The organism is Nocardia sp. NPDC127579 (assembly GCF_042672005.1).
GTDB lineage: Bacteria > Actinomycetota > Actinomycetes > Mycobacteriales > Mycobacteriaceae > Nocardia.
This window is the reverse complement of sequence record NZ_JBHXVZ010000002.1, coordinates 134,028-157,314: the sequence shown is the minus strand read 5'-3', so window position 1 is coordinate 157,314 and position 23,287 is coordinate 134,028. Positions and strand designations below refer to the sequence as shown.

General features: G+C 68.5%; 20 protein-coding genes. 12 read left to right on the top strand and 8 right to left on the bottom strand.

Annotation, left to right across the window (positions count from 1 at the left end):
* The first annotated feature begins 30 nt into the window (after nt 1-30).
* Complete coding sequence (locus ACFVMC_RS08295; protein ID WP_379208147.1) at nt 31-663, top strand: Uma2 family endonuclease; 633 nt, start codon at nt 31-33, stop codon at nt 661-663.
* A gap of 11 nt (nt 664-674) precedes the next feature.
* Here ACFVMC_RS08295 and ACFVMC_RS08290 read toward each other — a convergent pair whose 3' ends face one another.
* A complete protein-coding gene (locus ACFVMC_RS08290; RefSeq protein ID WP_379208145.1) occupies nt 675-2,321 on the bottom strand; it encodes a fatty acyl-AMP ligase in 1,647 nt (548 codons plus the stop codon).
* A gap of 106 nt (nt 2,322-2,427) precedes the next feature.
* Nucleotides 2,428-3,087, bottom strand: coding sequence for a lysophospholipid acyltransferase family protein (locus ACFVMC_RS08285; protein WP_379208143.1), 660 nt, complete (start codon nt 3,085-3,087; stop codon nt 2,428-2,430).
* A 104-nt stretch (nt 3,088-3,191) separates the two neighbouring features.
* On the opposite strand from ACFVMC_RS08285, the gene ACFVMC_RS08280 reads away from it, so the two are divergent.
* A complete protein-coding gene (locus ACFVMC_RS08280) occupies nt 3,192-3,761 on the top strand; it encodes a TetR/AcrR family transcriptional regulator (RefSeq protein ID WP_379208142.1) in 570 nt (189 codons plus the stop codon).
* On the opposite strand, the gene ACFVMC_RS08275 is transcribed toward ACFVMC_RS08280, so the two are convergent.
* Both ACFVMC_RS08275 and ACFVMC_RS08270 read right to left on the bottom strand, forming a co-directional pair.
* Nucleotides 3,762-4,679: a ribonuclease Z gene (locus tag ACFVMC_RS08275; RefSeq protein ID WP_379208140.1), complete on the bottom strand. Its 918-nt coding sequence runs from the start codon at nt 4,677-4,679 to the stop codon at nt 3,762-3,764. It lies immediately after the preceding gene.
* 5 nt (nt 4,680-4,684) lie between these two features.
* Nucleotides 4,685-5,863 carry an aminotransferase class V-fold PLP-dependent enzyme gene (locus tag ACFVMC_RS08270; protein WP_379208138.1) on the bottom strand — a complete coding sequence of 393 codons (1,179 nt, stop codon included), beginning with the start codon at nt 5,861-5,863 and terminating at the stop codon, nt 4,685-4,687.
* 197 nt (nt 5,864-6,060) lie between these two features.
* Between ACFVMC_RS08270 and ACFVMC_RS08265 the strand changes: the two genes are divergently transcribed.
* The 4 genes from ACFVMC_RS08265 (at nt 6,061) to egtD (ending at nt 11,303) form a co-directional block, all read left to right on the top strand.
* Nucleotides 6,061-7,722, top strand: coding sequence for a glutamate-cysteine ligase family protein (locus ACFVMC_RS08265; RefSeq protein WP_379208136.1), 1,662 nt, complete (start codon nt 6,061-6,063; stop codon nt 7,720-7,722).
* Nucleotides 7,723-8,044: 322 nt separating this feature from the next.
* On the top strand, nt 8,045-9,373 hold the full coding sequence (gene egtB / locus ACFVMC_RS08260) for an ergothioneine biosynthesis protein EgtB (protein ID WP_379209459.1): 1,329 nt from the start codon (nt 8,045-8,047) through the stop codon (nt 9,371-9,373).
* A gap of 114 nt (nt 9,374-9,487) precedes the next feature.
* Nucleotides 9,488-10,306, top strand: a complete 819-nt coding sequence (gene egtC / locus ACFVMC_RS08255; protein WP_379208134.1) for an ergothioneine biosynthesis protein EgtC — start codon at nt 9,488-9,490, stop codon at nt 10,304-10,306.
* 25 nt (nt 10,307-10,331) lie between these two features.
* Complete coding sequence (egtD, locus tag ACFVMC_RS08250; RefSeq protein ID WP_379208132.1) at nt 10,332-11,303, top strand: L-histidine N(alpha)-methyltransferase; 972 nt, start codon at nt 10,332-10,334, stop codon at nt 11,301-11,303.
* Nucleotides 11,304-11,309: 6 nt separating this feature from the next.
* On the opposite strand, the gene pth is transcribed toward egtD, so the two are convergent.
* Both pth and ACFVMC_RS08240 read right to left on the bottom strand, forming a co-directional pair.
* Nucleotides 11,310-11,885 (bottom strand): aminoacyl-tRNA hydrolase, encoded by a 576-nt coding sequence (pth, locus tag ACFVMC_RS08245; RefSeq protein ID WP_379208130.1) that lies wholly within the window; start codon nt 11,883-11,885, stop codon nt 11,310-11,312.
* A 17-nt stretch (nt 11,886-11,902) separates the two neighbouring features.
* Entirely contained in the window at nt 11,903-12,514 is a 612-nt protein-coding gene (locus ACFVMC_RS08240; RefSeq protein ID WP_379208128.1) for a 50S ribosomal protein L25/general stress protein Ctc, read from the bottom strand.
* A gap of 329 nt (nt 12,515-12,843) precedes the next feature.
* Here ACFVMC_RS08240 and ACFVMC_RS08235 point away from each other — a divergent pair, with 329 nt between their 5' ends.
* Nucleotides 12,844-14,484, top strand: coding sequence for a peptide chain release factor 3 (locus ACFVMC_RS08235; RefSeq protein WP_379208126.1), 1,641 nt, complete (start codon nt 12,844-12,846; stop codon nt 14,482-14,484).
* On the opposite strand, the gene ACFVMC_RS08230 is transcribed toward ACFVMC_RS08235, so the two are convergent.
* Together ACFVMC_RS08230 and ACFVMC_RS08225 are read right to left on the bottom strand one after the other, a co-directional pair.
* Nucleotides 14,481-15,023, bottom strand: coding sequence for a nuclear transport factor 2 family protein (locus tag ACFVMC_RS08230; protein ID WP_379208124.1), 543 nt, complete (start codon nt 15,021-15,023; stop codon nt 14,481-14,483). The genes ACFVMC_RS08235 and ACFVMC_RS08230 overlap by 4 nt on opposite strands.
* A gap of 70 nt (nt 15,024-15,093) precedes the next feature.
* A complete protein-coding gene (locus ACFVMC_RS08225; RefSeq protein ID WP_379208122.1) occupies nt 15,094-16,041 on the bottom strand; it encodes an Abi-alpha family protein in 948 nt (315 codons plus the stop codon).
* A gap of 304 nt (nt 16,042-16,345) precedes the next feature.
* Between ACFVMC_RS08225 and ACFVMC_RS08220 the strand changes: the two genes are divergently transcribed.
* The 5 genes from ACFVMC_RS08220 (at nt 16,346) to ACFVMC_RS08200 (ending at nt 23,233) form a co-directional block, all read left to right on the top strand.
* Complete coding sequence (locus ACFVMC_RS08220; RefSeq protein ID WP_379208120.1) at nt 16,346-17,668, top strand: hypothetical protein; 1,323 nt, start codon at nt 16,346-16,348, stop codon at nt 17,666-17,668.
* Nucleotides 17,659-18,513 carry an Abi-alpha family protein gene (locus ACFVMC_RS08215; RefSeq protein WP_379208118.1) on the top strand — a complete coding sequence of 285 codons (855 nt, stop codon included), beginning with the start codon at nt 17,659-17,661 and terminating at the stop codon, nt 18,511-18,513. The genes ACFVMC_RS08220 and ACFVMC_RS08215 overlap by 10 nt, the downstream gene beginning before the upstream one ends.
* Before the next feature lie 111 nt (nt 18,514-18,624).
* Nucleotides 18,625-20,238, top strand: a complete 1,614-nt coding sequence (locus ACFVMC_RS08210) for a DUF4331 domain-containing protein (RefSeq protein WP_379208117.1) — start codon at nt 18,625-18,627, stop codon at nt 20,236-20,238.
* A 74-nt stretch (nt 20,239-20,312) separates the two neighbouring features.
* The gene (locus tag ACFVMC_RS08205) at nt 20,313-21,620 is read left to right on the top strand and encodes a tetratricopeptide repeat protein (RefSeq protein ID WP_379208115.1); all 1,308 of its coding nucleotides are present in this window, start codon (nt 20,313-20,315) and stop codon (nt 21,618-21,620) included.
* 74 nt (nt 21,621-21,694) lie between these two features.
* Nucleotides 21,695-23,233: an HD domain-containing phosphohydrolase gene (locus ACFVMC_RS08200; RefSeq protein ID WP_379208113.1), complete on the top strand. Its 1,539-nt coding sequence runs from the start codon at nt 21,695-21,697 to the stop codon at nt 23,231-23,233.
* Nucleotides 23,234-23,287 lie beyond the last annotated feature (54 nt).

The following is a 23,287-nucleotide window of genomic DNA, read 5'->3' as shown; positions in this document are numbered from 1 at the left end:
CGGGTGTACACCACCCGATAGGGTGGCCTCATGACGGAGTCCACCGACTGGACCTGGCTGCGTTCAGTGCCGAAGATCGACATGGCGACCTACTTGGCGATGCCGGTCGAGGTGTCGCGAGTAATCGAGGTCAAAGATGGTTTTCCGGTAGTCTGCGAGTCACCTTCGCCGAACCACGCCGCGATCACCTCGACCCTCGAGCAAGCCCTGCGCGCGGCGGTTCGCAAACGTCAGCCCCACGAGCCATGCCTGAAGGTCAGCCGCGATGTGGACATGCTGGTCTCGGAAGTCCCGTTCAACTTCCGCACGCCCGATGTCATCGTCTACCGGTGTATCGCGGAACCACGTGGCAAATGGCAGACCAAACCCACCTCGGCCGACGCGGTCCTGGTCATCGAGGTCGTATCGCCGAGCACCGTGACCACCGATTGCGTCGACAAGCGCGCGGAGTACGCCCATTTGGGCATCGAGCAGTACTGGATTGTTCGGATGGACAACAACAACGGGCCCGTGAAATCGATCGAGATCCTGCGCCTCAACAGCGACGGCGAGTACGTCAACGAAAGCCGATTCCGGTCGCATGACAGTGTGACCGCCGTGACCGTCTCGGACCCGCTCGATGCCGTGGTCACCTGGCAGGAACTGGACGCGGACCTGGATTAGGCCGACGCCCCTCAGTGCAGGTGGACGGCGGTGGCGGCGCGGCGGAGCTTGCCCGAGGAGGTCTTCGGTAGCGCGCCCGGACCGAGTACGGCGACCGTGCGCGGGCGCACGCCGACCTCCGAGACGACCTCGTGCACGATCTCGCGCTCGATCCGCTTCACGTCGTCGGAGTTCTGATAATCGTTGGATTCGACTACGACAGCGAAACTTTCCCGCTTCTGACCCGCGTCCAAGCGGACCGCGACCGCGTTGCCGGGCCGCACGCCGGGCACCCGGGTGGCCGCGCGTTCGATATCGGTCGGGTAGATATTGCGGCCTGCCATGATGATGACGTCCTTGATCCGGCCGCACACCACCATCAGGCCCTCCTCGGTGAAGTAGCCGATATCGCCGGTGTCGAGCCAGCCGTCGGGGTCGCGCGCGGGACGGAAGCCGTCGACGGTCACATAGCCCGAAGTCACTGCCGGTCCACGCAATTCGATGACGCCGACCGATCGGGTGGGCAGCGGTTGCCGTTCGGAGTCGACGATGCGCCCCTCCAGTTCGTCGACCAGATAGCCCAGGGTGGGCAACCTGCGCACGGCGCCGTGGTGGGCGTGCTCGTCGGGCACCGGTACCGCCTTGCCCAGCGCCTCGAGCAGATCGGCGTCGATGACATCGAGCACCTGTCCTCGGCCCGGATCCGGAATCGACACGGCCAGTGTGGTTTCCGCCATGCCGTAGACGGGGGTGAGCGCCATCGGGTTGAGCCCGAAACGTTTTCCGGACGCGGCGAGCGCGTCCATGGTGTCCGGATCCACGGGTTCCGCACCGTTCCACATGTAGCGGACACTGCTCAGGTCGAAGGCGCCGTCGGCGGCTTGGCGCAATCGGCGCGCCAGTAGCGAGTAGGCGAAATTCGGAGCCGCGGTGACTGTTCCGCGGTACTTGTGGATCAATTCCGCCCACAGCAGCGGGCGCGTTAGGAAGTCGATGGGGGTCACACAGACCACTTCGGCGCCGAATTGCATGGGGACACTGAGGAATCCCACCATCCCCATATCGTGGAACAGCGGCAGCCAGCTCACCATCACGTCCTGGTCGAGCTGGAACTTGACCCGGTTGAACATGTCGTAGGCGTTGACGAAGAAGTTGCCGTGGGTGATCCGCACCGCCTTCGGCACGCCGGTCGATCCGGAGGTCAACTGCTGCAACGCGATATCGGATTCGACGGTCGGCAGCGGGTCGGTGTCCGCGCCGTCGGGCAGTTGGTCGATGCGCACCACCGTGATTCCCCGCTCCCGCAGGATCGACTCGGCCGCCTCGAAGGGCGCGCCGAGCACCACGGCCCGAGCCTCGATCATGCGCAGCACGGTCTCGGTGTCGTGCGCCCACACCACCAGATCGGTGCGCGGCGTCGGCTGATGCAGCATGGTGATCGACGCGCCGCGCATCCAGATGGCCTGGCAGACGGGAGCGATATCGACCGGGAGACCGGCCAGCACGCCGACCGCGTCGCCGTGGCCGATGCCGGCCGCCGCCAGCCCGCCGGCCATGCGCCGGGCCAGCCGATGGATCTCACCCCAGGTGCGGCGTAGCGGCGCGCCCGGTTCGCCGGTGACCAGCCCGCGCTGGGACACGCGCGCGGTCGCGTACATCTCGTCGGTGAACCTGCTCAACGTCCGACTCCTCATCGCCGTGCCGTTTCCACTCCACTATCCCGCGCGGGGGAGGCGACGTTAACCGGTTCGCGGGAGCTATCTCATTCCCCGGACCGAGCCCAGGTCAGCGGCTCGCGAAGGTGGCGGCGTACTGGTCGACGTACGGGCGGCCGGATCGGGTGGCGAGTTCGCGCATGAGCTGGTCGGTGGCGGTGCGGGCGGTGGTCTGCTGGTCGGCGTCGAAGTAGTAGCGGGGTGCGCCGATGCCGATGCGAATCCGGGCGGGACGCAACATCCGGCTGCCGCGCGGGTTCATCCGGTCCGTGCCGGACAGGACGACGGGCACGACCGGCGCGCCGGTGGCCATGGCGACACGGAGCGCGCCGGTGCGGCCGCGATAGATCCGGCCGTCCGGGGAGCGGGTGCCCTCCGGATGGATGGCCCAGATGCCGCCCGCCTCGAGGATGGCGGTGGCCGCGGCCAGGGCGTCGGCGGCCGCGGTGCCGCCGGTGCGGTCGACCGGGACCTGACCGGCGACGGTGTAGAACCAGCGCTGGATCCGGCCTTTGAGCCCGGTCCCGGTGAAGTACTCCTGCTTGGCCAGGAAGGTGACGCGACGCGGGAGGATCAGGGCCAGATACAGCGAGTCGATCACCGCGAGGTGGTTGGCCGCGATGATCACCGGCCCGTCCGTCGGAACATGGTGCAGGCCTTCCACCTTCGGCCGGCCCAGCAGCCGCAGCAGCGGTCCGAGCAGGACGTGTTTGAACAGCCAGTACCACATGGATTTCCTCCCGAACAGGTTGGTAGACACTGTCTACACGACCATCGTAGACACTGTCTACACCCGCCGCACGAGTGATTCCACCCAGGAGCCACAATGAGACCGTGGCCGAAACCGGAACCCTGCGTGACCGATTGATCAGCGTGGGCGTGGAATTGCTCGAAGACCTGGGCGCGGGTCAGCTCGGCCTGCGGGCCATCGCCCGGGCCGCAGGCGTCTCCCACGGCGCGCCGCGCCGCCACTTCCCCACCCATCAGGCACTGCTCGGCGCCATCGCCGCTCGCGGATTCGCCGACCTGACCACACGGTTCGCGGCCATCGACGCCAACGCCGCGCCCCGAGACCGCCTGCGCGCCATGGCCGTCGACTACGTCGAGTTCGCCGCCGCCCGCCCGGAGATGTTCAGCCTGATGTTCCGGCACGATCTGCTCGAAGGCTCCGGCGAGAACCTGCGCGCCACCACACTGCCGATCTTCCAGCAGTTCACCGCACTGGTCGGCGAGGTCACCGGCACCCCCGATCCCGCCGCACGCGCCCTGGCCCTCTGGACCAACCTGCACGGCATCGCCACCGTGCGCGCCAACCACAGCCTCGCCCTGATCGCCCCCACCGCCGATCCCGCGGCCCTCGTCGCCGCGGTCCTACAGCTGCATCTGCACCACCCGGACGACTGATCAACGACGCGGCGGCAACGGAATTCGAGTCAGGTCACGCGCGACGACGATCTCCCCGGCGAAATACTTCTCCGCCTCCGCCAGATGTGGATCCAGCGACTGGTAGCGCTGCGAGAAATGCGTGAGCACCAGCTTGCGGACACCGCAATCGGCCGCGACCTGCGCCGCCTGCGCGGCGGTCAGATGCCCGTACTCCTCGGCGAGATGCGCATCCGCGTCGAGGAATGTCGCCTCGATGACGAGCATGTCCGCGTCCGCGGCGAGTTCGTACACACCATCGCAGAGCCGCGTGTCCATCACGAACGCGAAGCTCTGCCCGGGACGCTCGACGCTGACCTCGGCCATGGTGATCGTGCGACCCTCGACCTCGATCGCGCCCCGCTCCTGCAATCGCCCGATCGCGGGACCGCGCACACCGAGTTCACGCAGCCGGGCCGGCAGGATCCGCCGGCCGTTCGGCTCGGTGAGCCGATAACCGAAGGTGTCGACCGGATGCGAGAGCGCCACCGCGACCAGGTCGAACGGCGCGTCCTCCGCGATCAGCGGACCGGCTGCGGTGATCGGATGCGGGCACAGCTCGACGTTGTGCCGAAAAGCCGTGGCATTGCACAACCGATCGAAGAACACCTCGCCCGAGGCCGGATAGTAGGCGTGCACCGGATGCGGCACCCGGTCCAGATTGATCCGCTGCACGATGCCGGGCAGGCCGAGGCTGTGATCGCCGTGGAAATGGGTGATGGCGATCCGGGTGAGATCGGTGACCGACACCCCCGCGTAGGACATCTGTCGCTGCGTGCCCTCGCCCGGGTCGAACAGCACCCCCTCCGCGCCCCAGCGCAGCAGATAACCATTGTGATTGCGGACCTTGGTGGGTACCTGGCTCGCGGTGCCGAGAACCACGAGTTCGCGCTGCGACATCGTGCCTACAGCTCGGCGACGGCCGCGACGAAACGGTCCAGTTCGTCGAAGCTCACGAAACAGTGCGGTGACGCGCGCACCACCGCATCCAAGCCGCGGGCGGTCATATCCAGCAGGGTGGAACTGGCGTGGCTGGCGGTGACGGTGATGTCGCGCGTAGCGAGCCGATCGCGCACCTCGGTGGCCGCGACGCCGTCGACAGTGAACGAGACGATGCCGCTGTGCCGCAGCCCGAGATCGCGGACCGTCACCCCGGGTAGCTCCGGCAGGGTCTTGCGCAGGTATTCGGCGCGGGCGGCGATGGCCGCGTACACATCCTCCGGGCCGAGCTCGAGCAGGTAGTTCACGGCCGCCCCGAGGCCGAGGCGACCGGCGACATCACACTCCCAGAATTCGAAGCGGCGCGCATCGGGTGCCAGCTGGTAGCTGTCGGGGCTGGTCCACTGTGCGCCGTGCAGGTCGAGCCGCTGCGGTTCCAGGGTGGCGGCCAATTCCGGTCGGACATAGAGGAATCCGGTGCCGCGCGGGCCGCGCAACCATTTGCGGCCGGTGACCGAGAGGGCGTCCACCCCGAGTTCCACAGTGTCCAGCGCGATCTGCCCCGCGGACTGGCAGGCGTCCAGCAGCACCAGCGCACCGACCGAGTGCGCGATCCGGGTCGCCTCGGCGGCCGGGTTGACCAGCCCGCCATTGGTCGGAACATGCAGCACCGACACGAGTTTCACGCGTTCGTCGACCATGGCGGCCAGCGCGTCGAGATCGATCTGGCCGCTCGCATCGCTCGGAATCCGCTCGACCCGGGCGCCGGCGGCCCGGGCGCGCTGCAATGCCGCGATGCCATTGGACGCGTAGTCCGAGCCGGAGATGAGGATGCGGTCACCGGGGCCGAGCGGCACCGAGTAGAAAAAATCGGCCCAGGCGCGAGTGGCGCTGTCGCTCAGTGCGATCGCGCCCGGCTCCGCGTTGATCAACCGCCCGATCGCCGATTTCACCGCGGCGAGGTCATCCAGGCGCTCGTTCGCCGCTCGATAGCCACCGACCTCGGCTTCGCGCCGCAGATGCGTGATGACGGTGTCGAGCACGACCCCCGGCGGCAACGATGAACCGGCACTGTCCAGGAAAACCAGTCCGGAATCGGACCCGCACCCCGGCGTGTCCGCCCGCACACGACTCTGGTCAAGCATGTCCACGACCCTAGCGCCTGGAGCGGGCCCGGTCCGGGCTGAAGTTTGGTTTCTCGTCGGTTTCTTGTCGGTGGTCCTCGCTACGCTGGATTTCGAGTCGATGCTTCGGCGTCGCGGCAGTATCGAGGTAGGCAGCACCCGGCAGCCCGGATCGAGTGGGCTCGCACCAGCAACACGAATCCACCGCGGAGGTTGGTATGGCGGTCACGCTCGCACAGTCGACGGCGCCCGGGCGGGCTACGACCTCGGGGGAGTTGTCCTCGCGGGCCGCGGCCGAGGCCTACGTGGGTGGTGTCTGCTTCAAGCTCGGCCCACCCGCGCTGATCGGCGCCGAACTCGAATGGCTCACCGTGCAGGGTGAGTGTTCGGCCGCCGGGCCCGCCGCCGCACCCCGCCCGCAGCTCGCGGCCATCGCCGCCGCTCTCGGACCGTACGCACCGCGGTCCATCGCCCCCGATTCGCCGGCACATCCATTGCCCGGGGGCAGCCGGGTCACCATCGAACCCGGCGGGCAGATCGAACTCTCCAGCGCCCCGTACGCCACCGCCGCACAACTGTGCGAGCGGCTCGGTGGCGATGCACGTCACCTGCGCGAACTTCTCGGATCCCGGGCCATCCGCACCGTCGCCGGCGCCGCCGACGCCGACCGCCGCGCCAAACGCATGCTGCGACTACCCCGCTATCACGCCATGGAACAGTCGTTCGGCGGCATCGGACCATTCGGCAAGCTCATGATGTGCAATACCGCCGCCACCCAGGTGAGCGTGGACGCGGGGGCCGACCGCGCCGAGGTCGCGGCCCGCTGGACGATGACATACACCGTCGGCCCCGCCCTGTTGGCCGCCTTCGCGTGTTCCCCCGCCCTGCGCGGCGTGCCGGTCGGCGCCTGGGCCTCGCAGCGCATGCGCACCTGGCTGCGACTGGACACCGCGCGCACCCGCCCACCCGCCGAGACCTGGTCCGACCCCATCGAGTCCTACAGCCGCTGGGCACTGGACGTCCCACTGCTGTGCGTGCGTCAACCAGAGCGCATGGGCGCGGCGGACGCGCGCGGCCGCAACGGTGCGGCCGAGCCCCGTCGCGGCGCAGACAGATCCGGCAGCCGCGATTGCGCGGGCGGTTTCGACAGCGCGGACGTTGCCGGAACCCGCCACAGCGGGGGCGATTCAGACAGCGCGAACAGTGCCGAAGCTCGCCACGGCGGAGACGCATCCGACAGCGCGAACAGTGCCGAAGTCCGCAGTCGCGCAGGCGGATTCGGTATCGACAGCGCGGACGGCGCCCACTTCCGCAATGGTGCGGGCGGCCCCAGGAGCGGCAGCGCGGACGGCGGCGGTGGGGGCGAGGCCGGGGTCAGTTGGGCGGCCCCGCCGGGTGCCACGTTCGCCGATTGGTTGTCCGGCGCGCTCGATGACGAGATCGGACGCCGACCCGAACCAGCCGATCTCGACTACCACCTGACTACCCTGTTCCCGCCGGTGCGGGCGGCCGGTCACTTGGAGATCCGCTATCTGGACGCGCAGCCCGAGCACTGTTGGACCACACCGATTCTCGCGGTCGAAGCCCTGATGTCCAGCCCCGCGGTGGTGGCCGAGGCGACCGCTCTGGCCGCGCCGACCGCCGGACGCTGGCTGGAGGCGGCCCGCCACGGTCTGGCCGATCCCGATATCCGAACGGCCGCGGTCGATCTACTCGCGCTCGCCGCCGCACATGCCGAAACCCGCGCCGCGGCCACAGCACTCGATGATGCCGCGCGCCGATGTCGCCGGGGGCAGGCCCCCCGCCCCGACCCGCGATCCGACACCCCACGCGCCGAACCACAATCCACGCCCACGACCTCCCGTGGAGGACGGCCATGAAGCCTTCCTCCGACTGTCCACAGTCATCCACAGCCGCCACGAGCGGACTCCCGAACGCACAGTCGCCAACAGCAGCGCCGGGCAGACCCGCGCACCCCCAGTCACCCACAGCCACTGCGGGCAGACCCGGGAACTCACAGTCACCCACCACCGCGGGCGGACCCGTGAACTCACAGTCACCCACCACCACTGCGGGCGGACCCGTGAACTCACAGTCGCTTACCGCCACCACGGGCGGACCGGGGAACTCATCGCTGTCGCCGAGGGCATATTGCCGGCGCGGATTCATCGATCTTGGAGGTCTTTCGTGACTCTCGACCACCTGCCTGCCACCGACAACAGCCGTACCGATCGGCTGCGGGGGGAGATCGCCGAGGTGCTTACTCGGGCGCGGGCGCGGTCGCACGGGCTGACCGATGTGTTGGACGAGGCCGAACTCGTGGCGCAGCATTCGCGGTTGATGAGCCCGCTGGTATGGGATCTCGCGCATATCGGTAATCAGGAGGAGCTCTGGCTGGTTCGTGATGTCGGGCGGCGCGAGGCGGTGCGGGCGGATATCGACGAGCTGTACGACGCGTTCAAGCACGCGCGAGCCAACCGTCCGGCCTTGCCGCTGCTCGATCCGGTGCAGGCGCGCGCCTATGTCGCCACCGTGCGCGAGAAGGTGTGGGATGTGCTGGAGTCCAGTGCTTTACACGGCTCGGCCCTGGTCGACGACGGTTTCGCGTTCGGCATGATCGCCCAGCACGAACAGCAGCACGACGAAACCATGCTCGCCACCCATCAACTACGCGCCGGAGCGGCGGTGCTCGGCGCACCGCCCGCACCCACGGGCAGCGCCGAGCTGATCGGCCGCGAAATCATCATTCCGGCAGGCGAATTCACCATGGGCACGTCCACCGAACCGTGGGCGCTGGACAATGAGCGCCCGGCGCACCGCAGGCAGCTGCCCGGGTTCGCGATCGACGCCGTCCCCGTGACCAACGAGCAGTACCTGGCGTTCATCGCCGACGGCGGATACGAGCGGCCCGAGCTGTGGTCCGAACGCGGGTGGGCGCACCGGCAGGAGGCGGGTCTGGTCGCACCCCAGTTCTGGGAGCGAGACGCCGACCGGTGGTGCCGCCGCGTTTTCGGCGTGCGCACCCCCCTGCGTCCGAATCAGCCTGTGCTGCACGTGTGCTGGTTCGAGGCCGAGGCGTACGCCACCTGGGCGGGCAAGCGGCTGCCCACCGAAGCCGAATGGGAGAAGGCGGCCCGCTTCGACCCCGCCACCGGCGCTTCCCGCCGCTATCCCTGGGGCGACACCGATCCCGACTCGAGCACCGCCAATCTCGGTCAGCGCCACCTGGAACCGGCGGATGTCGGGGCCTACCCGGCGGGTGCATCCGCGGCGGGCGTGCACCAGCTGATCGGCGACGTTTGGGAGTGGACCGCCTCCGGTTTCGATCCATACCCCGGTTTCCACGCATTCCCTTACCGCGAGTACTCCGAGGTGTTCTACGGCGGCGACTACCGCGTCCTGCGCGGCGGCTCGTTCGGCACCGACCCGGTGGCCTGCCGCGGCACCTTCCGCAACTGGGACCACCCGATCCGCCGCCAGATCTTCGCGGGCTTCCGCCTGGCCCGCGACCTGCGCCCGGAGGAGCTCTGATGCCGCACCGCACCACCGGAGCCACGCACCGCGGGTGTAGTCGAGTCGTAGCGCGAGGAGGTGGTCGCTGATGTGTCAGCACCTGGGGGTCGTAGCGCCAGAAGGTGATCGCTGATGTGTCGGCATCTGGGGTACGTCGGCCCGGAAGTGGCTGTGGGGGAACTGGTTACGCGGGGGCCGCATTCGCTGTACCGGCAGTCCTGGGCGCCGCTGGAGATGCGGGGCGGCGGAACGATCAACGCCGACGGCTTCGGCGTGGCCTGGTGGCGCAGCGAGCAACCGGGCCCTATCCCCCTGGTGAGCCGGTATCGGAATCCGGATCCGATCTGGACCGATCCGGCGGTCGAGGAGGTGCTGGGCCAATTGCGGGCGGGGGCGGCGCTGGCCTCGATTCGATCGGCCAGTCCGGGGATGCCGGTGCAGCGAGCGGCATGTGCGCCGTTCACGAGCGGCCGGTGGGCATTCAGTCACAACGGGCGGGTGCCGGAGTGGCGGCGGGTGGTCACGGCCGTGTCCTCGGACCTGGATACCGCCGCGACCCAGTGGGGTGCGACCCGGCTGTTCGAGACGGCGCGACTGCTGGAGGCGGAAGCCGCGACGGACGCGGCGACCCTGTGGGTACTGCTGACCGACCTGCTGACCGCCACCGGACCCGGACAATTCGCGGAGTCCCCCGGGGCCGCGCTGGCGCTGCTGACCACCACCGTCCTCACCCATGCTCCGGACGCACGGCTGAACTTCCTGCTCGGTGACGGCGAACAACTGTGGGCGACAACGGTTCACCACTCGCTGTCGGCTCTGGTCACCGACGAGGTGGCGATCCTGTCCTCCGAACCCTACGACGACGACCCGCGCTGGCAGCCGATTCCGGACCGCCGCCTGGTCGCGGCGCGGCCCGGCCAACTCACCGTCGAACCGCTCACCGCACCGTGAATACTTCCACGAAAGGCGTCTCACCATGACCGCACCCACGCTGGAGATCCACCTATCCGATGCCGACCTCACCAATGCCCTGCGCCACGACGCCCGCGAGGGCTTGACCGCCACCCCGAAAACGCTGCCGCCCAAGTGGTTCTACGACGCGCGCGGCAGTGAACTGTTCGAGCGGATCACCGAGCTCCCGGAGTACTACCCCACCCGCACCGAACGCGCCCTGCTGGAACGGGTCGTCGGTGAGATCGCCCGGGCCGCCCAGGCCGAGGTGCTGGTCGAGCTCGGTGCGGGCTCCGCCGCCAAGACCCGCCTGCTGCTGACCGCCCTGAGTGCCGGTGGTCCGCTGAAAAGCTATGTGCCACAGGATGTCTCCGCGTCCGCCCTGCGCACCTCGGCCGCCGAGGTCGCCGCGGAGTTCCCCGGCCTCGCGGTGCACGGCGTGGTCAGCGACTTCACCGACACCCTGCACAATCTGCCCGGTGGCGGCCGTCGCATGATCGCCTTCCTCGGCGGCACCATCGGCAATCTGGTCCCGGCCGAGCGGGCGGAGTTCCTGCGCGATATCCACGATGTGCTGGAACCGGGTGAGCACCTGCTGCTGGGCGCGGGCCTGGTCATCGATCCGGCCATCCTGGTGCCCGCCTACGACGACGCCGCCGGCGTCACCGCGGAGTTCAATCGAAATGTGCTGCACGTCTTGAACTCTCGGCTCGGCGCGGATTTCGATCCGGCAAAGTTCAGCCATGTCGCGCATTGGGACGCCGAGCAGGAGTGGATCGAAATGCGTTTGGCGGCAACCGAGGACATGACCGTCACGGTGCGCGATCTCGATCTCACGGTGCGGTTCGCCCGCGGCGAGCAGATGCGCACCGAGATCTCGGCCAAGTTCCGCCGGCCCGGCCTCGAAACCGAGCTCGGCACAGCGGGTTTCGACACCGAACAGGTCTGGACCGACCCGGATGATCGCTTCGCCCTGGTGCTGGCGACCCGCCGCTAGGTCGCTCTAGTGCAGCTGATTCTGTGCGGTTTCCAGCCCCACCCGCAGCAGCAGTTCCACGGCGTCGGCGGCCTGCTCCACGATCACCGGGACCTCTTTGCGTTCGGGCGTGGCGAACTGTTTGAGCACGTAGTCCGCCGGGTCCTGGCGACCCGGCGGGCGGCCGATGCCGATCCGGGTGCGCAGATAGTCCTTGGTGGTCAAAGCGCTGGAGACGGACCGCAATCCGTTGTGTCCACCCTCACCGCCGCCGCGCTTGAGTTTGATCGCGCCGAAGGGCAGATCGAGCTCGTCGTGCACGACGATGACCTCGGTGGGCGGTACGGAGAAGAATTTGGCCAGCGCCGCGACCGGGCGCCCGGAGAGATTCATGAACGAGCGCGGTTTGGCGATGAGCACCTGGCGGCCGTCCAGGCGCGCCTGCAACAGGTCCGCGCCGGATTTCTTGTGCACGGCAAAACGGCCGCCGACGCGCTCGGCGAGCACGTCGGCGACCAGAAAGCCGATGTTGTGCCGGGTGCGCTCGTATTCGGGGCCGGGATTACCCAGGCCGACTACGAGCGCGGGCACGGAGTCGGTCATATATGACCAGAAGATTCTTACTCGGCGCTCTCGGCGGCGGCCTCGGCCTCGCCCTCGGCACCCTCACCCTCGGCGGCCTCGGCAGCCGGGGCGGCGATGACGTTGACGATCAGAGTCTCGGCATCGGCGGCCAGGGTGACACCGGCGGGCAGCTGCACGTCGCCGGCGGTGATCTGGGTGCCGGCCTCGGCGCCCTCGATCGAGACCTCGATGGACTCGGGGAGCTTCAGCGCGTCGGCCTCGATGGCGATGGTGGTGGCGTCCTGGGTGACCAGGGTGCCCGAGGCGGCGTCGCCGACCAGGGCGACGTGCACGTCGGCGGTGACCTTCTCGCCCTTCTTGATGACCAGCAGGTCGGCGTGCTCGATGTAGCGGCGGATCGGGTGGACCACGACCGACTTGGTCAGCGCCAGCTGCTTCTTGCCGTCGATGACCAGGTTCAGCACCGCGTTGGTGCCGTGCTCACGCAGGATGGCGGAGAACGCCTGAGCGTTCAGCGACAGGTGCTGCGGATCGGTCGCGTGGCCGTAGAGGACGGCGGGCACGTTGCCGGCCCGGCGGGTACGGCGGGCGGCGCCCTTGCCGAACTCGGTGCGAACGGCGGCTTCGAGGACGTTGACGTCGGACATGACTGGATGTACTCCTACGGCTCTACGGTGGCTGTCAGCTGTGGGCCAGGGAATCGAACCCTGACAGTGGTCTACTCGTCGGGCGAAAGACAACGAGGACGACGGCCATGGAGCCGCGCCGCGTCGATCACGGTGTCGCAAGCATCGGTAACGTCTGCGGACACCCTCGCCGAGACAACCCGAACACTGTACCGCAGGGTGTCGGCCTGGAATTAATCGGGCGGTCGCCCGCCGTACATTCGCACGGAAACCCCGGGTCGGAGCGGTGCCGCGCCGACCGCATAAGCTGGAACGGTTGTCCGCCGCCGTCCGCGCGAAAGGTTTGTCCCGTGACCTCCCCTGAGGAACTCGCCGCTCCCACGCCGCGCGGGCTGCCCGCCGAGGTCGCCCGGCGCCGCACCTTCGCGGTGATCTCGCACCCGGACGCGGGCAAGTCCACGCTCACCGAGGCGCTGGCACTGCACGCCCGGATGATCTCCGAGGCGGGCGCCATCCACGGCAAGGCCGGTCGTAAGTCGACGGTCTCGGACTGGATGGAGATGGAGAAGGCCCGTGGTATCTCGGTCAGCTCCACGGCGTTGCAGTTCAACTACCGTGCCGCCGGGTCGGATATCGACAATGTGATCAACCTGGTCGACACGCCGGGGCACTCGGATTTCTCCGAGGACACCTATCGCGTGCTCACCGCCGTCGACGCCGCGGTCATGCTGATCGACGCCGCAAAGGGCCTGGAGCCGCAGACCCTGAAGTTGTTCCAGGTGTGCCGCCATCGCGGCATCCCCGTGATCACCGTCATCAACAAGTGGGACCGTCCGGGTCAGGCGCCGCTGGAACTGCTCGACGAGATCAGCGAGCGGATCGGGCTCACCCCCACGCCGCTGTTCCTGCCGGTCGGCATCGCGGGTGATTTCCGCGGCCTGCTGCGCCGTGGCCCCGAGGGCGCGGCCCAGGAGTACATCCATTTCACCCGGACCGCGGGCGGCGCGACCATCGCCCCGGAGGAATCGCTGACCCCCGACGAGGCGCAGGCCCGCGAGGGCGAGGCCTGGACCACGGCCGCCGAGGAGAGCGAACTGCTCTCGGCCACCGGTCAGGATCACGACCAGGAGATGTTCCTGGCCGGACAGACCTCCCCGGTGATCTACGCCTCCGCCATGCTGAATTTCGGTGTGCGCCAACTGCTGGAGACGCTGGTCGCGCTGGCGCCCGCCCCCGGTTCCCGCGCCGATGTGTCCGGCGGCGAGCGCACCACCACCGATCCGTTCAGCGCGGTCATCTTCAAGGTGCAGGCCGGAATGGACACCGCGCACCGGGACCGGCTGGCGTTCATGCGGATCGTGTCGGGCGAATTCGAACGCGGCATGGTGGTCACGCACGCGCAGACCGGCCGCCCGTTCGCGACCAAATACGCGCTGACTGTGTTCGGCCGCGACCGCACCACCGTCGACACCGCCTACCCGGGTGACGTGGTCGGCCTGGTCAACGCCACCGCGCTGGCGCCGGGTCACACGCTGTTCGTGGACCGGAAGGTGGAGTTCCCGCCGATCCCGTCGTTCGCGCCGGAACATTTCGCGGTGCTGCGCGCGCAGTCCGCGGGTAAGTACAAGCAGTTCCGCAAGGCCATCGACCAGCTCGACTCCGAGGGCGTGGTGCAGGTGCTGCGCAATGAGGCGCGCGGCGACGCCTCGCCGGTGCTCGCGGCGGTCGGCCCCATGCAGTTCGAGGTGGTCACCGCCCGCATGCAGGGCGAATACAACGTCGAGACGCATCTGGACTTCCTGCCGTACACGATCGCCCGGCGTACCGACGCCGCATCGGCCGACGAGCTGGGCCGCCAGCGCGGCGTCGAGGTGTTCACCCGCAGCGACGGGGTGCTGCTCGCGCTGTTCAGCGACAAGTGGCGTTTGCAGTACATCGAGAAGGAAATGCCGGGCATGACACTCGAACCGCTGGTGGCGACGGCGGATTAGGGCTGGGGCGGCCCGGGTTCGGTTTCCACGGCGGCAATGCCGTCCTCCCGGGCGATCAGCCCCCAGCGGCTGGAAGTCAAACGCAGACTGGGCAAGTCGCTGAGCGAGAGCACGACCTCGTAGGTCCGCTGATAGCCGGTGTGCGCGATCCGCCACCGGCCGTCGTCGCACCGCACGTAGCGGTCGCTGTAGAACGCCGCGCCGCGCAACAGCATATTGTGCTCGGGAATCAGCACGGTGTCGGCGAGATACCAAGAGCCGGTGGCGGTATCGCCGTCGATATCGATCTCCGGATGGTCGCAGCGATGTTCGGTGATGACGTGCGGGCCGAGAGTGTTGCGCATGAACGCGAGAAACGCGTCGCGCGACTCGAACTGGAGGTATTCGCTGTAGGTGGCGGTCGCCTCGGGAATCATGGTGTCGGCGAACTCGTCCCAGGATTTCGTGTCGAGCGTGCGCAGATATCGGTATTTTAGCCGTGCGATGGCCGAGACATCGTCGGTCCCCCGGTTACCTAGGTGCTGCTCGGCCGATCCCATACTTCAACAATCCCATCCGAAGCCGCGATGCTTCAGGAGATTTGTATCATCTAGCTATCAATCTGGCAGCCTACTGGCCGATCGTGAAGCAGGTGCGGCAGAAATCCTCGCCGAACTCGGTCAGCCGCAGACTCTTGCGCACGATCTTGGGCGCCCGGCCGGCCTGCTTGAGCGCCGCCTCCACCACCGGCTGCACTTCCAGCACCATGTAGCGGCTCAACACCACCGGGTCGTCGGAGGTGAAGGTCAGGCCGAGACGATTCAGGTTGATCAGATAGGAGCGCGACCGATCCGGGTACCGCACACCCGACTGATCCGGCACCGAGGTGAGATCACCGCGCACCAGCTCCGAGCCGATCCCCAGCGGGCGGTTGGTGCGCACATCCACGGCCGGCTGCGGGCCGTTGAGCGCCATGAAGCGCAGGATGCGGGCCTCGTCGGGCGCCAGCTGATCGAGGATGCGGTCGTAGGCGGGGTGCACGTCCTCGGTGAAGTAGACATCGGCCGAACGGGCCAGCAGCGCATCGCCGCGGCGGCGTAGCTCCTCGGTGCTGGCCGAACGTAGTTGCGAGCCGATGGCCAGCGCCTGCTGGCTCGGCCCGTTGTTGTTGCCGGGAGTCGGCACATAGCTGACGATTTCGCGGACCGACCCCTCGGTGACACCGAGCGCGCTGCGGGCGATCGAGCGCAGGGCGTTGCCGGTGCGTTCGGCGATCTCGGCGGAGGACTCACCGTCGAGCGCGGCCTGCGCGATCTCCTTGGTCACCTCGTAGGAGGTGCTGACCGCCCATTGGCTGCCGCGCACCGCGGTACCGGCGGCCAGTCCGGCGGCCCGGAACACACCGCGGATCAGTCTGGCCTCGTTACTGATCTGCCGCTGTTCGACATCCGAGCTGCGCTCCACGGAGCGGGGGCCGGGTCGGGTGATTTCCCGGCCGGCGTCGCGCGGGCCGCCGCGCCCCCCGATCTGCGGGGCGTCGCCCCGGGGACCGCCGGTCGGGGTCCTGTCGTCTGCCACGTCTGCTCCGAATGTTGTGCCGCACCGATGGATGAATCTGCCCACAGATTATTGCTCGTCGCGGCCCCTGGTACGCCGAACCGGCCGCCGCGCGGGTCACATCCGGTCGACCCGCCACCGAAATGTGGTCGCGATCATTCTCGCCGTCGCACCCGTCCGGCGCGACATTCCAAGCGATGATTGTGACTGAGGTCTCCGGCTGTCTGGTACGGCGCTGGTGGCTGGGTCCACGATCGAGCAGGTGTGGTGCTAACTTGAGATGCCGGTGAGGCGGCGGTCACCGGTGTGTCGGCAGGAGGGTGTCGTGTTAGAGAGCGTTTTCGGGGTGCGTCCGACACTTCTCCTGGAACTTCTGACCATCCCGCTTTTCACCGGCGTCATCGGCTACATCACCAACTGGACCGGCATACTCATGCTGTTCAAGCCGATCGGCTTTCACGGCTTCCGCCTGCCCGGCCTGCGCGCGGTATTTCCCTACCTGCCCAAGCGAATTCAGGTATTGCCGCTGCTCAGCTACGACGGCCGCATCGGCTGGCAGGGCATCGTGCCCTCCCGCGCGGACAAAATGGCCAGCATCGCGGTGGACAAAGGGCTGGCCAAACTCGGCAGCGTCGCCGATTTCTATCGCGAGATCGAGCCCGACAAACTCGCCGAGCATCTGACCGCGATCGCCGAGACGCAGATCCAGGACATCGTCGAGGAAATCCTGCGCCGCGAACACCCGCAGCTCTGGTACAACCTGCCGTCCCAGGTGCGCGAGATGGTGCATGCCCGGGTACGCCAGCAACTCCCCGATATTCTGCGCGAACTCACCGAAGAACTCGGCGCGAATATCGACCAGTTGCTCGACGTGAAGCAAATGGTGATCCGCTACTTCCAGGCGCGACCGCACCTGCTCAATACGCTGTTCCAGGTGCTGGGCGCGAAAGAACTGCGGTTCATGCAGAATTTCGGCTTCTACTTCGGCGCGCCGATGGGTCTGATACTGGTCGCGGTGCTGCATCTGACCGGTTGGTCCACGCTGGTGGTACTGCCGATCGGCGGCGTGATCATCGGCTGGGTGGTCAACTGGGTCGGCCTGAACATGATCTTCGCGCCCGCCTACCCGAAATGGTGGTGCCCGTGGCGCCAAGGTCTGCTGATCAAACGGCAGTCCGAAATCACCGACGGCTACGCCGAATTGGTTTCCAGCCAGGTGATGACGGTCGCCAATATCGGTGACGAGCTGCTCAACGGCCCGCGCTCGGACCGCACCATGCAGATGCTCGAGGACACCCTGCGCCCGGCCGCCGACCGCGCGCTCGGCCCGGCCCGGCCCGCCGTCAAGTTCATGCTCGGCAGCCGCGAATACGATTCGCTACAGGACACGATCACCAACGAGGCCAAGGCCATCGCGCCGATCGCCTTCGCCGACCCCGACTTCAATGTGCGCCAGGGTCGCCAGATCAACGACTACATCGCCAAGCAGATGTCGCAGCTTTCGCCGCCGGACTTCGTCGACATGCTCCGCTCGGCCATCAAGCAGGACGAATGGCTCCTTTTTCTGCATGGCGGAGCGCTGGGCCTGTTCGCCGGATACGCTCATATCCTGATCTTCGGAACAGGAGTAGCGACGACATGGCTGTGACGGAATCCGATGGCGGCGACGATCCTTCGGCCCCCTCGGGGGAACTCGCCCGTCGGCCCGTCACTCCCCTGCCGGTTCCGGAATCGTCCGCGCGCGCTCGTCCTTCGGCCCGCAAGACCGTCCGGGCCGGAGTCGATGTAGCACGCGTCGCCCTCACGGCCGCGTCCAAGGTCACCGCCTGGGGCGTGGGCACCGCGGCCGAGGTCGGCAAGACCGTGGTGCGCGGCAGCATGGCCGGCGCCGCACCCGCCGAGGTGCTGGCCGAGGCCGAATCCGAATTCAAGGGCGCGGTGCGGCGCGCGCTCGGCATCTCCGGCACCGCGGCCGACACCGAGGTGCCCGCGCTGCGGGAACAGGGCGCCGCGCTGCTGCGGCTGTCGGCGAGTCCGCAGGCCGAGCAGCCGGAGATCCATCCCGCGTTCGCCCGGATGCTCGCCGACCTGACCCCCGACGAGGCCCGCATCCTGCGCTTCCTGCACACCGACGGACCGCAGCCCGCCATCGACATCCGAGTCGGGCGGCCGCGGGCGCTGGGCACGGAGCGGCGGGTCCGGCTCAACCTGATCGGTGAGCACGCGGGCCTGCGCTTTCCGAACCGCACCCAGCAGTATCTGCCCAACCTGGCCCGGCTCGGCCTGATCGAGTTCTCGTCGGAACCCGTCGGCAATCCGAACCGATACCAGATTCTCGAAGCCGAGCCTGCGGCGCGAAATGTGCTGAAGCGGTCGGGATTCGGCACCAAGGTCGGCTACCGCAGTATCGCGCTCACCGACTTCGGCGCGGATTTCATCCGCACCTGCCTGCCGATCGTCCTCGACGGGGATCGGGCCAGCGGCGCCGACTAGAGGTTTCCGGGGATAGGTCGATCGACCGATGTGCGGGGGCCGGCCCGGGCCGCACCATGGCTGCACTGGCTGTCGCCAGTCGCCCTATCGCCTTTGCCCCGAGGAACTCTCATGCCCCGATCACCCCAGCGTGGCCGTCGGCTCGGTCTCGCCGTCGTAGCCGCCGGTGTCGCCGTGCTCTGCGGTACCGGTGGACTCGTCGCGTCGACCGCCGCGGCCTCCAGTCACCGGGAAGCCCCGCTGATCGCCGCCGACCCGGCCGCCGACAATACCGACGTCTACGCCTTCGTCAGCCCGGACCAGCCCGATACCGTCACCATCGTCGCCAACTGGTTCGGCCTACAGGTGCCCGACGGCGGACCCAACTTCTATCCGTGGGCCACCGACGCCAACCACGACATCAATATCGACAACGACGGCAACGGGAAACCGGATATCAGCTATCGCGTCACCTTCACCACCGACGACCGGCGCGGCAACCGCACCTTTCTCTACAACGACGGGCCGGTAACCGGCCTGAACGACGAAAACCTGCTGTACCGGCAGAATTACACACTCTCGGTGAGTCACGGCGCCGACGACTGGCGGCCGATCGCCAGCGGCGTGGCGGCGCCTTCGTACACCGGCCCGGCCTCCATGCCCGACTACGGTGTCCTGCGCAAGGAGGCGACCAAGACGCTGCCCGGCGGCGGTGCGGTGTACATCGGGGCCGCGGAAGACCCGTTCTTCCTGGACCTGCGGGTCTTCGACCTGCTCTACGGCGGCGATCTGTCCGAGGTCGGCACCGATACGCTCGCCGGTACCAACGTGAATACCGTTGTGCTGCAAGTACCTCGGAAGGATCTCGCGCTGAAGGGCGATCCGGGACGCAACCCGGTGATCGGTGTCTGGAGCGACACCGAACGGCGAACCTTGCAGCTGCGTCCTGGAACCGCCACGCCCATGGGTGATTTCGTGCAGGTCTCGCGGCTGGGAAACCCACTGGTGAACGAAGTGGTGGTGCCGAGCGGACTCAAGGACGCGTTCAACAGCCTCTCGCCCAGCGCCGATGCCGGGATTCCGGCTGTGGTGCAACGAGTTACCGATCCCGAGCTCGCCCGGCTGTTGCAGGCGATCTACCAGGTACCCGCCCCCGCGACACCGCGCAACGACCTGGTGGAGATCTATCTGACCGGCATCGCGAAACGTGCGCCCACCCTGGACAACAGCGCACCGCCGATCCAGGCCGATCTGAACTCGCAGATCCTCAATGCCGACGTGCACCCGTCGAGCTTCCGGCCCTCGGAGATGCTGCGGCTCAATATGTCCGTGCCGGTGACGGCGAAACCCGACCGGCTCGGTGTGCTCGCCGGGGATCTCCAGGGCTTCCCGAACGGGCGGCGGCTGGCCGACGACGTGGTCGACATCTCGATCCAGGCCGTCGCGGGCGCGGCGCAGACCGGGCAGCTGGTCGCGGCGCTGAGCACCGGGGACAAGGTCGACGCCAATGATGCGACGTTCTCCGATGCGTTCCCGTACGTCGCGTTGCCCGCGCCGCGCGGGAAGGCATCCAACTCCGCGCTGCCCGGACTCGTAGCGCCTGCGGCGCAGAATGATTCGCAGGGCTCCGGCTGGATGCCCGTGGCCGCGGGCGGTGCCGCGGCAGGTGTGCTGCTCGTCGCCGGTGGCGGCGGCTGGTTGCTCATGCGCCGCCGGCGGGCCGGTTCGATCGAACCGTCCGCGTGACACGTGGTGGCGGGAACAGTGTCGTTGCCGCCACCGCTGCTTCATTCGACTCCAGCACAATTCGAGGACGCTCCATGTCCGGACCACGACTCCGCAAACCTCCGCTTGTCCTGTTGCTCGCGATCGCGCTGATCGGCTCCGCTGCCGTGGCCGGTTTCGCGCTCACCCGCCCGCTCGACACCGACCCGGTCGCCGTCGCGGCGATCCAGGATCCGCTCGCAGCCGAGATCGATCGCCGGCGCGAACGCTTGAATCGGCTGCCCGACAACGCTATCGGGTGGGCCGAGCTCGGCACCGCCTATGTCGAGCTGGCCCGCATCACCGCCGATCCGACGCACTACGGGCAGGCCCAACGGGCACTGGACCGCTCGATCCAGTTGCGCCCCACCGACAATGCCGAGGCACTGACCGGGTTCGGTGTGCTGTCCAATGCGCTGCACAACTTCGCCGCTGCCCGACGCTACGCCGAGCAGTCGCTGGCTCTGCGGCCCGACGACGCCGCCACCTACGGTGTGCTGGCCGATGCGCAGACCCAGTTGGGCGTGGCCGACGCGGCTACTGCGGCGATCCAGCGAATGCTCGAATTGCGGCCCGGCGTCGCGTCTTTCACCCGTGCTGCCTACGACTTCGAACTCCATGGACAGGTCGATGCCGCACGGCAGGCGCTCGACCTGGCCTTGGCAGCAGCCGCCACCGCCGATCAATCGGCATTCTGCCGCTACCACCTGGGCGAGCTGGCATTCCACTCCGGACAGCTGGACGAAGCCGAAACCCAGTACCGCGCTGGGCTATCAGCCGCGCCCACGCATGCCGCGCTGCAACAGGGCATGGCCAAGGTGGCGGCCGCACGCGGCGATATCGACCAGGCGATCGCGCGGTACACGGAACTGACCACGCGCACGCCGTCGCCGGAGTATCTGATCGAATTCGGCGAACTACTCCAGACGGTGGGCCGGGCAGAAGCGGCAGCGGCGATGTACCAGGCGGTTTCGGAGCGAATCGCCCGGCTCGAGGCGCAAGGCGCCACCGAATACCTGGACGCCGCCCTGCTCGCTGCCGACCACGGCGACCCCGCCGAGGCGGTCCGCCTGGCCGAACTCGAATACAGTCGCCGCCAAAGCGTTCTCACCGCCGACGTGCTGGCCTGGGCCTTGCACAAGGCGGGCCGGCACACCGAGGCACTGACCTACGCCGACCGCGCCGCGACCCTCGGCTGGCGCAACGCCACCCTCGCCTACCGCCGCGGCATGATCCTCGCCGCTCTCGGCCGCCCCGACGAGGCCATCACCGCCCTCGCCGACGCGCTCGGGATCAACCCGTATTTCTCACCACTGCACGTCCCGATCGCCCGGCGAACCCTGTCGGAACTACAGGTTCGCTGACCCCTCGGCAGACTGCTCAGGCGCAGGAATTCCATTGCGATTCAGGATCATCCAGAGCGCGATACCGTGGGAGGGTGACTGGTCCAGCGCCCGCTATTCGGGTGACCGAGGTCCTGGCCGCACTGTCGCTGACCACGGATCTGGCTACCGGGGCGCCGTTCGAGAAGGGGCTGGCGACCTGCCTGGTGGCGACCACGCTGGCCGAACGGGTCGGGCTGGGGGCGGCCGACCGGCAGGTCGTGTTCCAGGCCGCGCTGCTCGGGGCGATCGGCTGCACCAGCCGGGCCTCGGAGAACGCTGCCGCCTTCGCCGACGACATCGCCTTCCAGCGGGCCTATCACGTATTGGATCCCGGGGACGCGCCGATGTTCGCGGCCCAGCTGACGCGCTTCGGCTCCTGGACACCGGAGCGGCAACCGCAGGTGCGGGACCGCTACGCGGCGGTGACGCCCGCGAACGCGGCGGCGGCGGTGCGCTCGGTGTGCGAGGTCAGCCGGGCGCTCGGGCCGCGGCTCGGGCTACCCGATGCGGCCGTGCTCGCCTTGACCGAGGTCAAGGAGCGGTGGGACGGGCGGGGCTCACCCGAACAGCTACGGGGCGAGGAGATCTCCCTGACCGGTCGCATCGTGCATCTGGCCGAGCAAGCCGTCTTGGCAGCGGCCGGACAGGGCCGCCGCGGCGCGGAAGCCGAGCTGAAACGGCGCGCGGGCGGGCACCTGGACCCGGATCTCGTGGCCGCGTTCTCCGCGGACGCGCTCTGGGACTGCCTGGACGTGCCGGACGCGCTCAGCGCCGTATTGCGCGCGGAACCCGGCGTGCCGGTGTACATCCGGCCCGCCGAGCGGTTGCGGCTCTGCCTGGCGTTGGCCGTCGTGGTCGATTTGAAAGGCCGCTGGCTCCTGGGACATTCGGGCCATGTCGCCGATCTCGCCTGCGGGGCAGCCGAACTCAGCGGTTCCACCGGCGTAGAACTCGAAAACCTGCGCGCCGCCGCGCTGCTGCACGACCTGGGTCGCGCCGCCGTCTCCAGCGCCATCTGGGACCGCCCCGGACCACTCGGCCCCGGCGACTGGGAACGCGTTCGCCTGCACACCTATTGGACCGACCGCGTGCTGCGCCGCTGCCCCGGCCTCACCGATCTCGCCGACCTCGCCGCCGGTCACCACGAACGTCTCGACGGCAGCGGGTACCACCGGGGCGTGCGCGGTCACGACCTGCCGCGTCCGGCCCGAATCCTGGCCGCCGCGGATGTTTTCGCCGCTCTGACCGAACCGCGGCCGCACCGTCCGGCCCACGCCGGCGACGCGGCGGCGGCCATCCTCATGTCCGAGGCCACCGCCGGCGCTCTGGACACCGCCGCCTGCGCTGCCGTCATCGAAGCCGCGGGCCTGCGCAAACCCCGCACCGAACTGCCCTGCGGCCTCACCGAACGCGAAGTCGACGTGCTCCGTCTCGCCGCCCGCGGCCTGTCGAACCGCGAGATCGCCGCGGAACTCGTGGTCTCCGAACGCACTGTGGGCCACCACCTGGCCCACATCTACGACAAGACCGGCCGCCGAACCCGCGCGGGCGCAGCGGTTTTCGCGATGGAGCACGGCCTGCTCCCCACCTGATGGACCTGCGGGCCGCCGCTCCCAGACCACCGCGACCCAGGTCGACGACGTAGC

Bases quoted from the DNA above. Each gene is read 5' to 3' on its own strand.
- ACFVMC_RS08295 (WP_379208147.1), top strand. From the start codon at position 31: ATGACGGAGTCCACCGACTGGACCTGGCTGCGTTCAGTGCCGAAGATC.
- ACFVMC_RS08285 (WP_379208143.1), bottom strand. From the start codon at position 3,087: ATGTGGTACTGGCTGTTCAAACACGTCCTGCTCGGACCGCTGCTGCGG.
- ACFVMC_RS08275 (WP_379208140.1), bottom strand. From the start codon at position 4,679: ATGTCGCAGCGCGAACTCGTGGTTCTCGGCACCGCGAGCCAGGTACCC.
- ACFVMC_RS08270 (WP_379208138.1), bottom strand. From the start codon at position 5,863: ATGCTTGACCAGAGTCGTGTGCGGGCGGACACGCCGGGGTGCGGGTCC.
- ACFVMC_RS08265 (WP_379208136.1), top strand. From the start codon at position 6,061: ATGGCGGTCACGCTCGCACAGTCGACGGCGCCCGGGCGGGCTACGACC.
- egtC (WP_379208134.1), top strand. From the start codon at position 9,488: ATGTGTCGGCATCTGGGGTACGTCGGCCCGGAAGTGGCTGTGGGGGAA.
- egtD (WP_379208132.1), top strand. From the start codon at position 10,332: ATGACCGCACCCACGCTGGAGATCCACCTATCCGATGCCGACCTCACC.
- pth (WP_379208130.1), bottom strand. From the start codon at position 11,885: ATGACCGACTCCGTGCCCGCGCTCGTAGTCGGCCTGGGTAATCCCGGC.
- ACFVMC_RS08240 (WP_379208128.1), bottom strand. From the start codon at position 12,514: ATGTCCGACGTCAACGTCCTCGAAGCCGCCGTTCGCACCGAGTTCGGC.
- ACFVMC_RS08230 (WP_379208124.1), bottom strand. From the start codon at position 15,023: ATGGGATCGGCCGAGCAGCACCTAGGTAACCGGGGGACCGACGATGTC.
- ACFVMC_RS08215 (WP_379208118.1), top strand. From the start codon at position 17,659: ATGGCTGTGACGGAATCCGATGGCGGCGACGATCCTTCGGCCCCCTCG.
- ACFVMC_RS08210 (WP_379208117.1), top strand. From the start codon at position 18,625: ATGCCCCGATCACCCCAGCGTGGCCGTCGGCTCGGTCTCGCCGTCGTA.
- ACFVMC_RS08205 (WP_379208115.1), top strand. From the start codon at position 20,313: ATGTCCGGACCACGACTCCGCAAACCTCCGCTTGTCCTGTTGCTCGCG.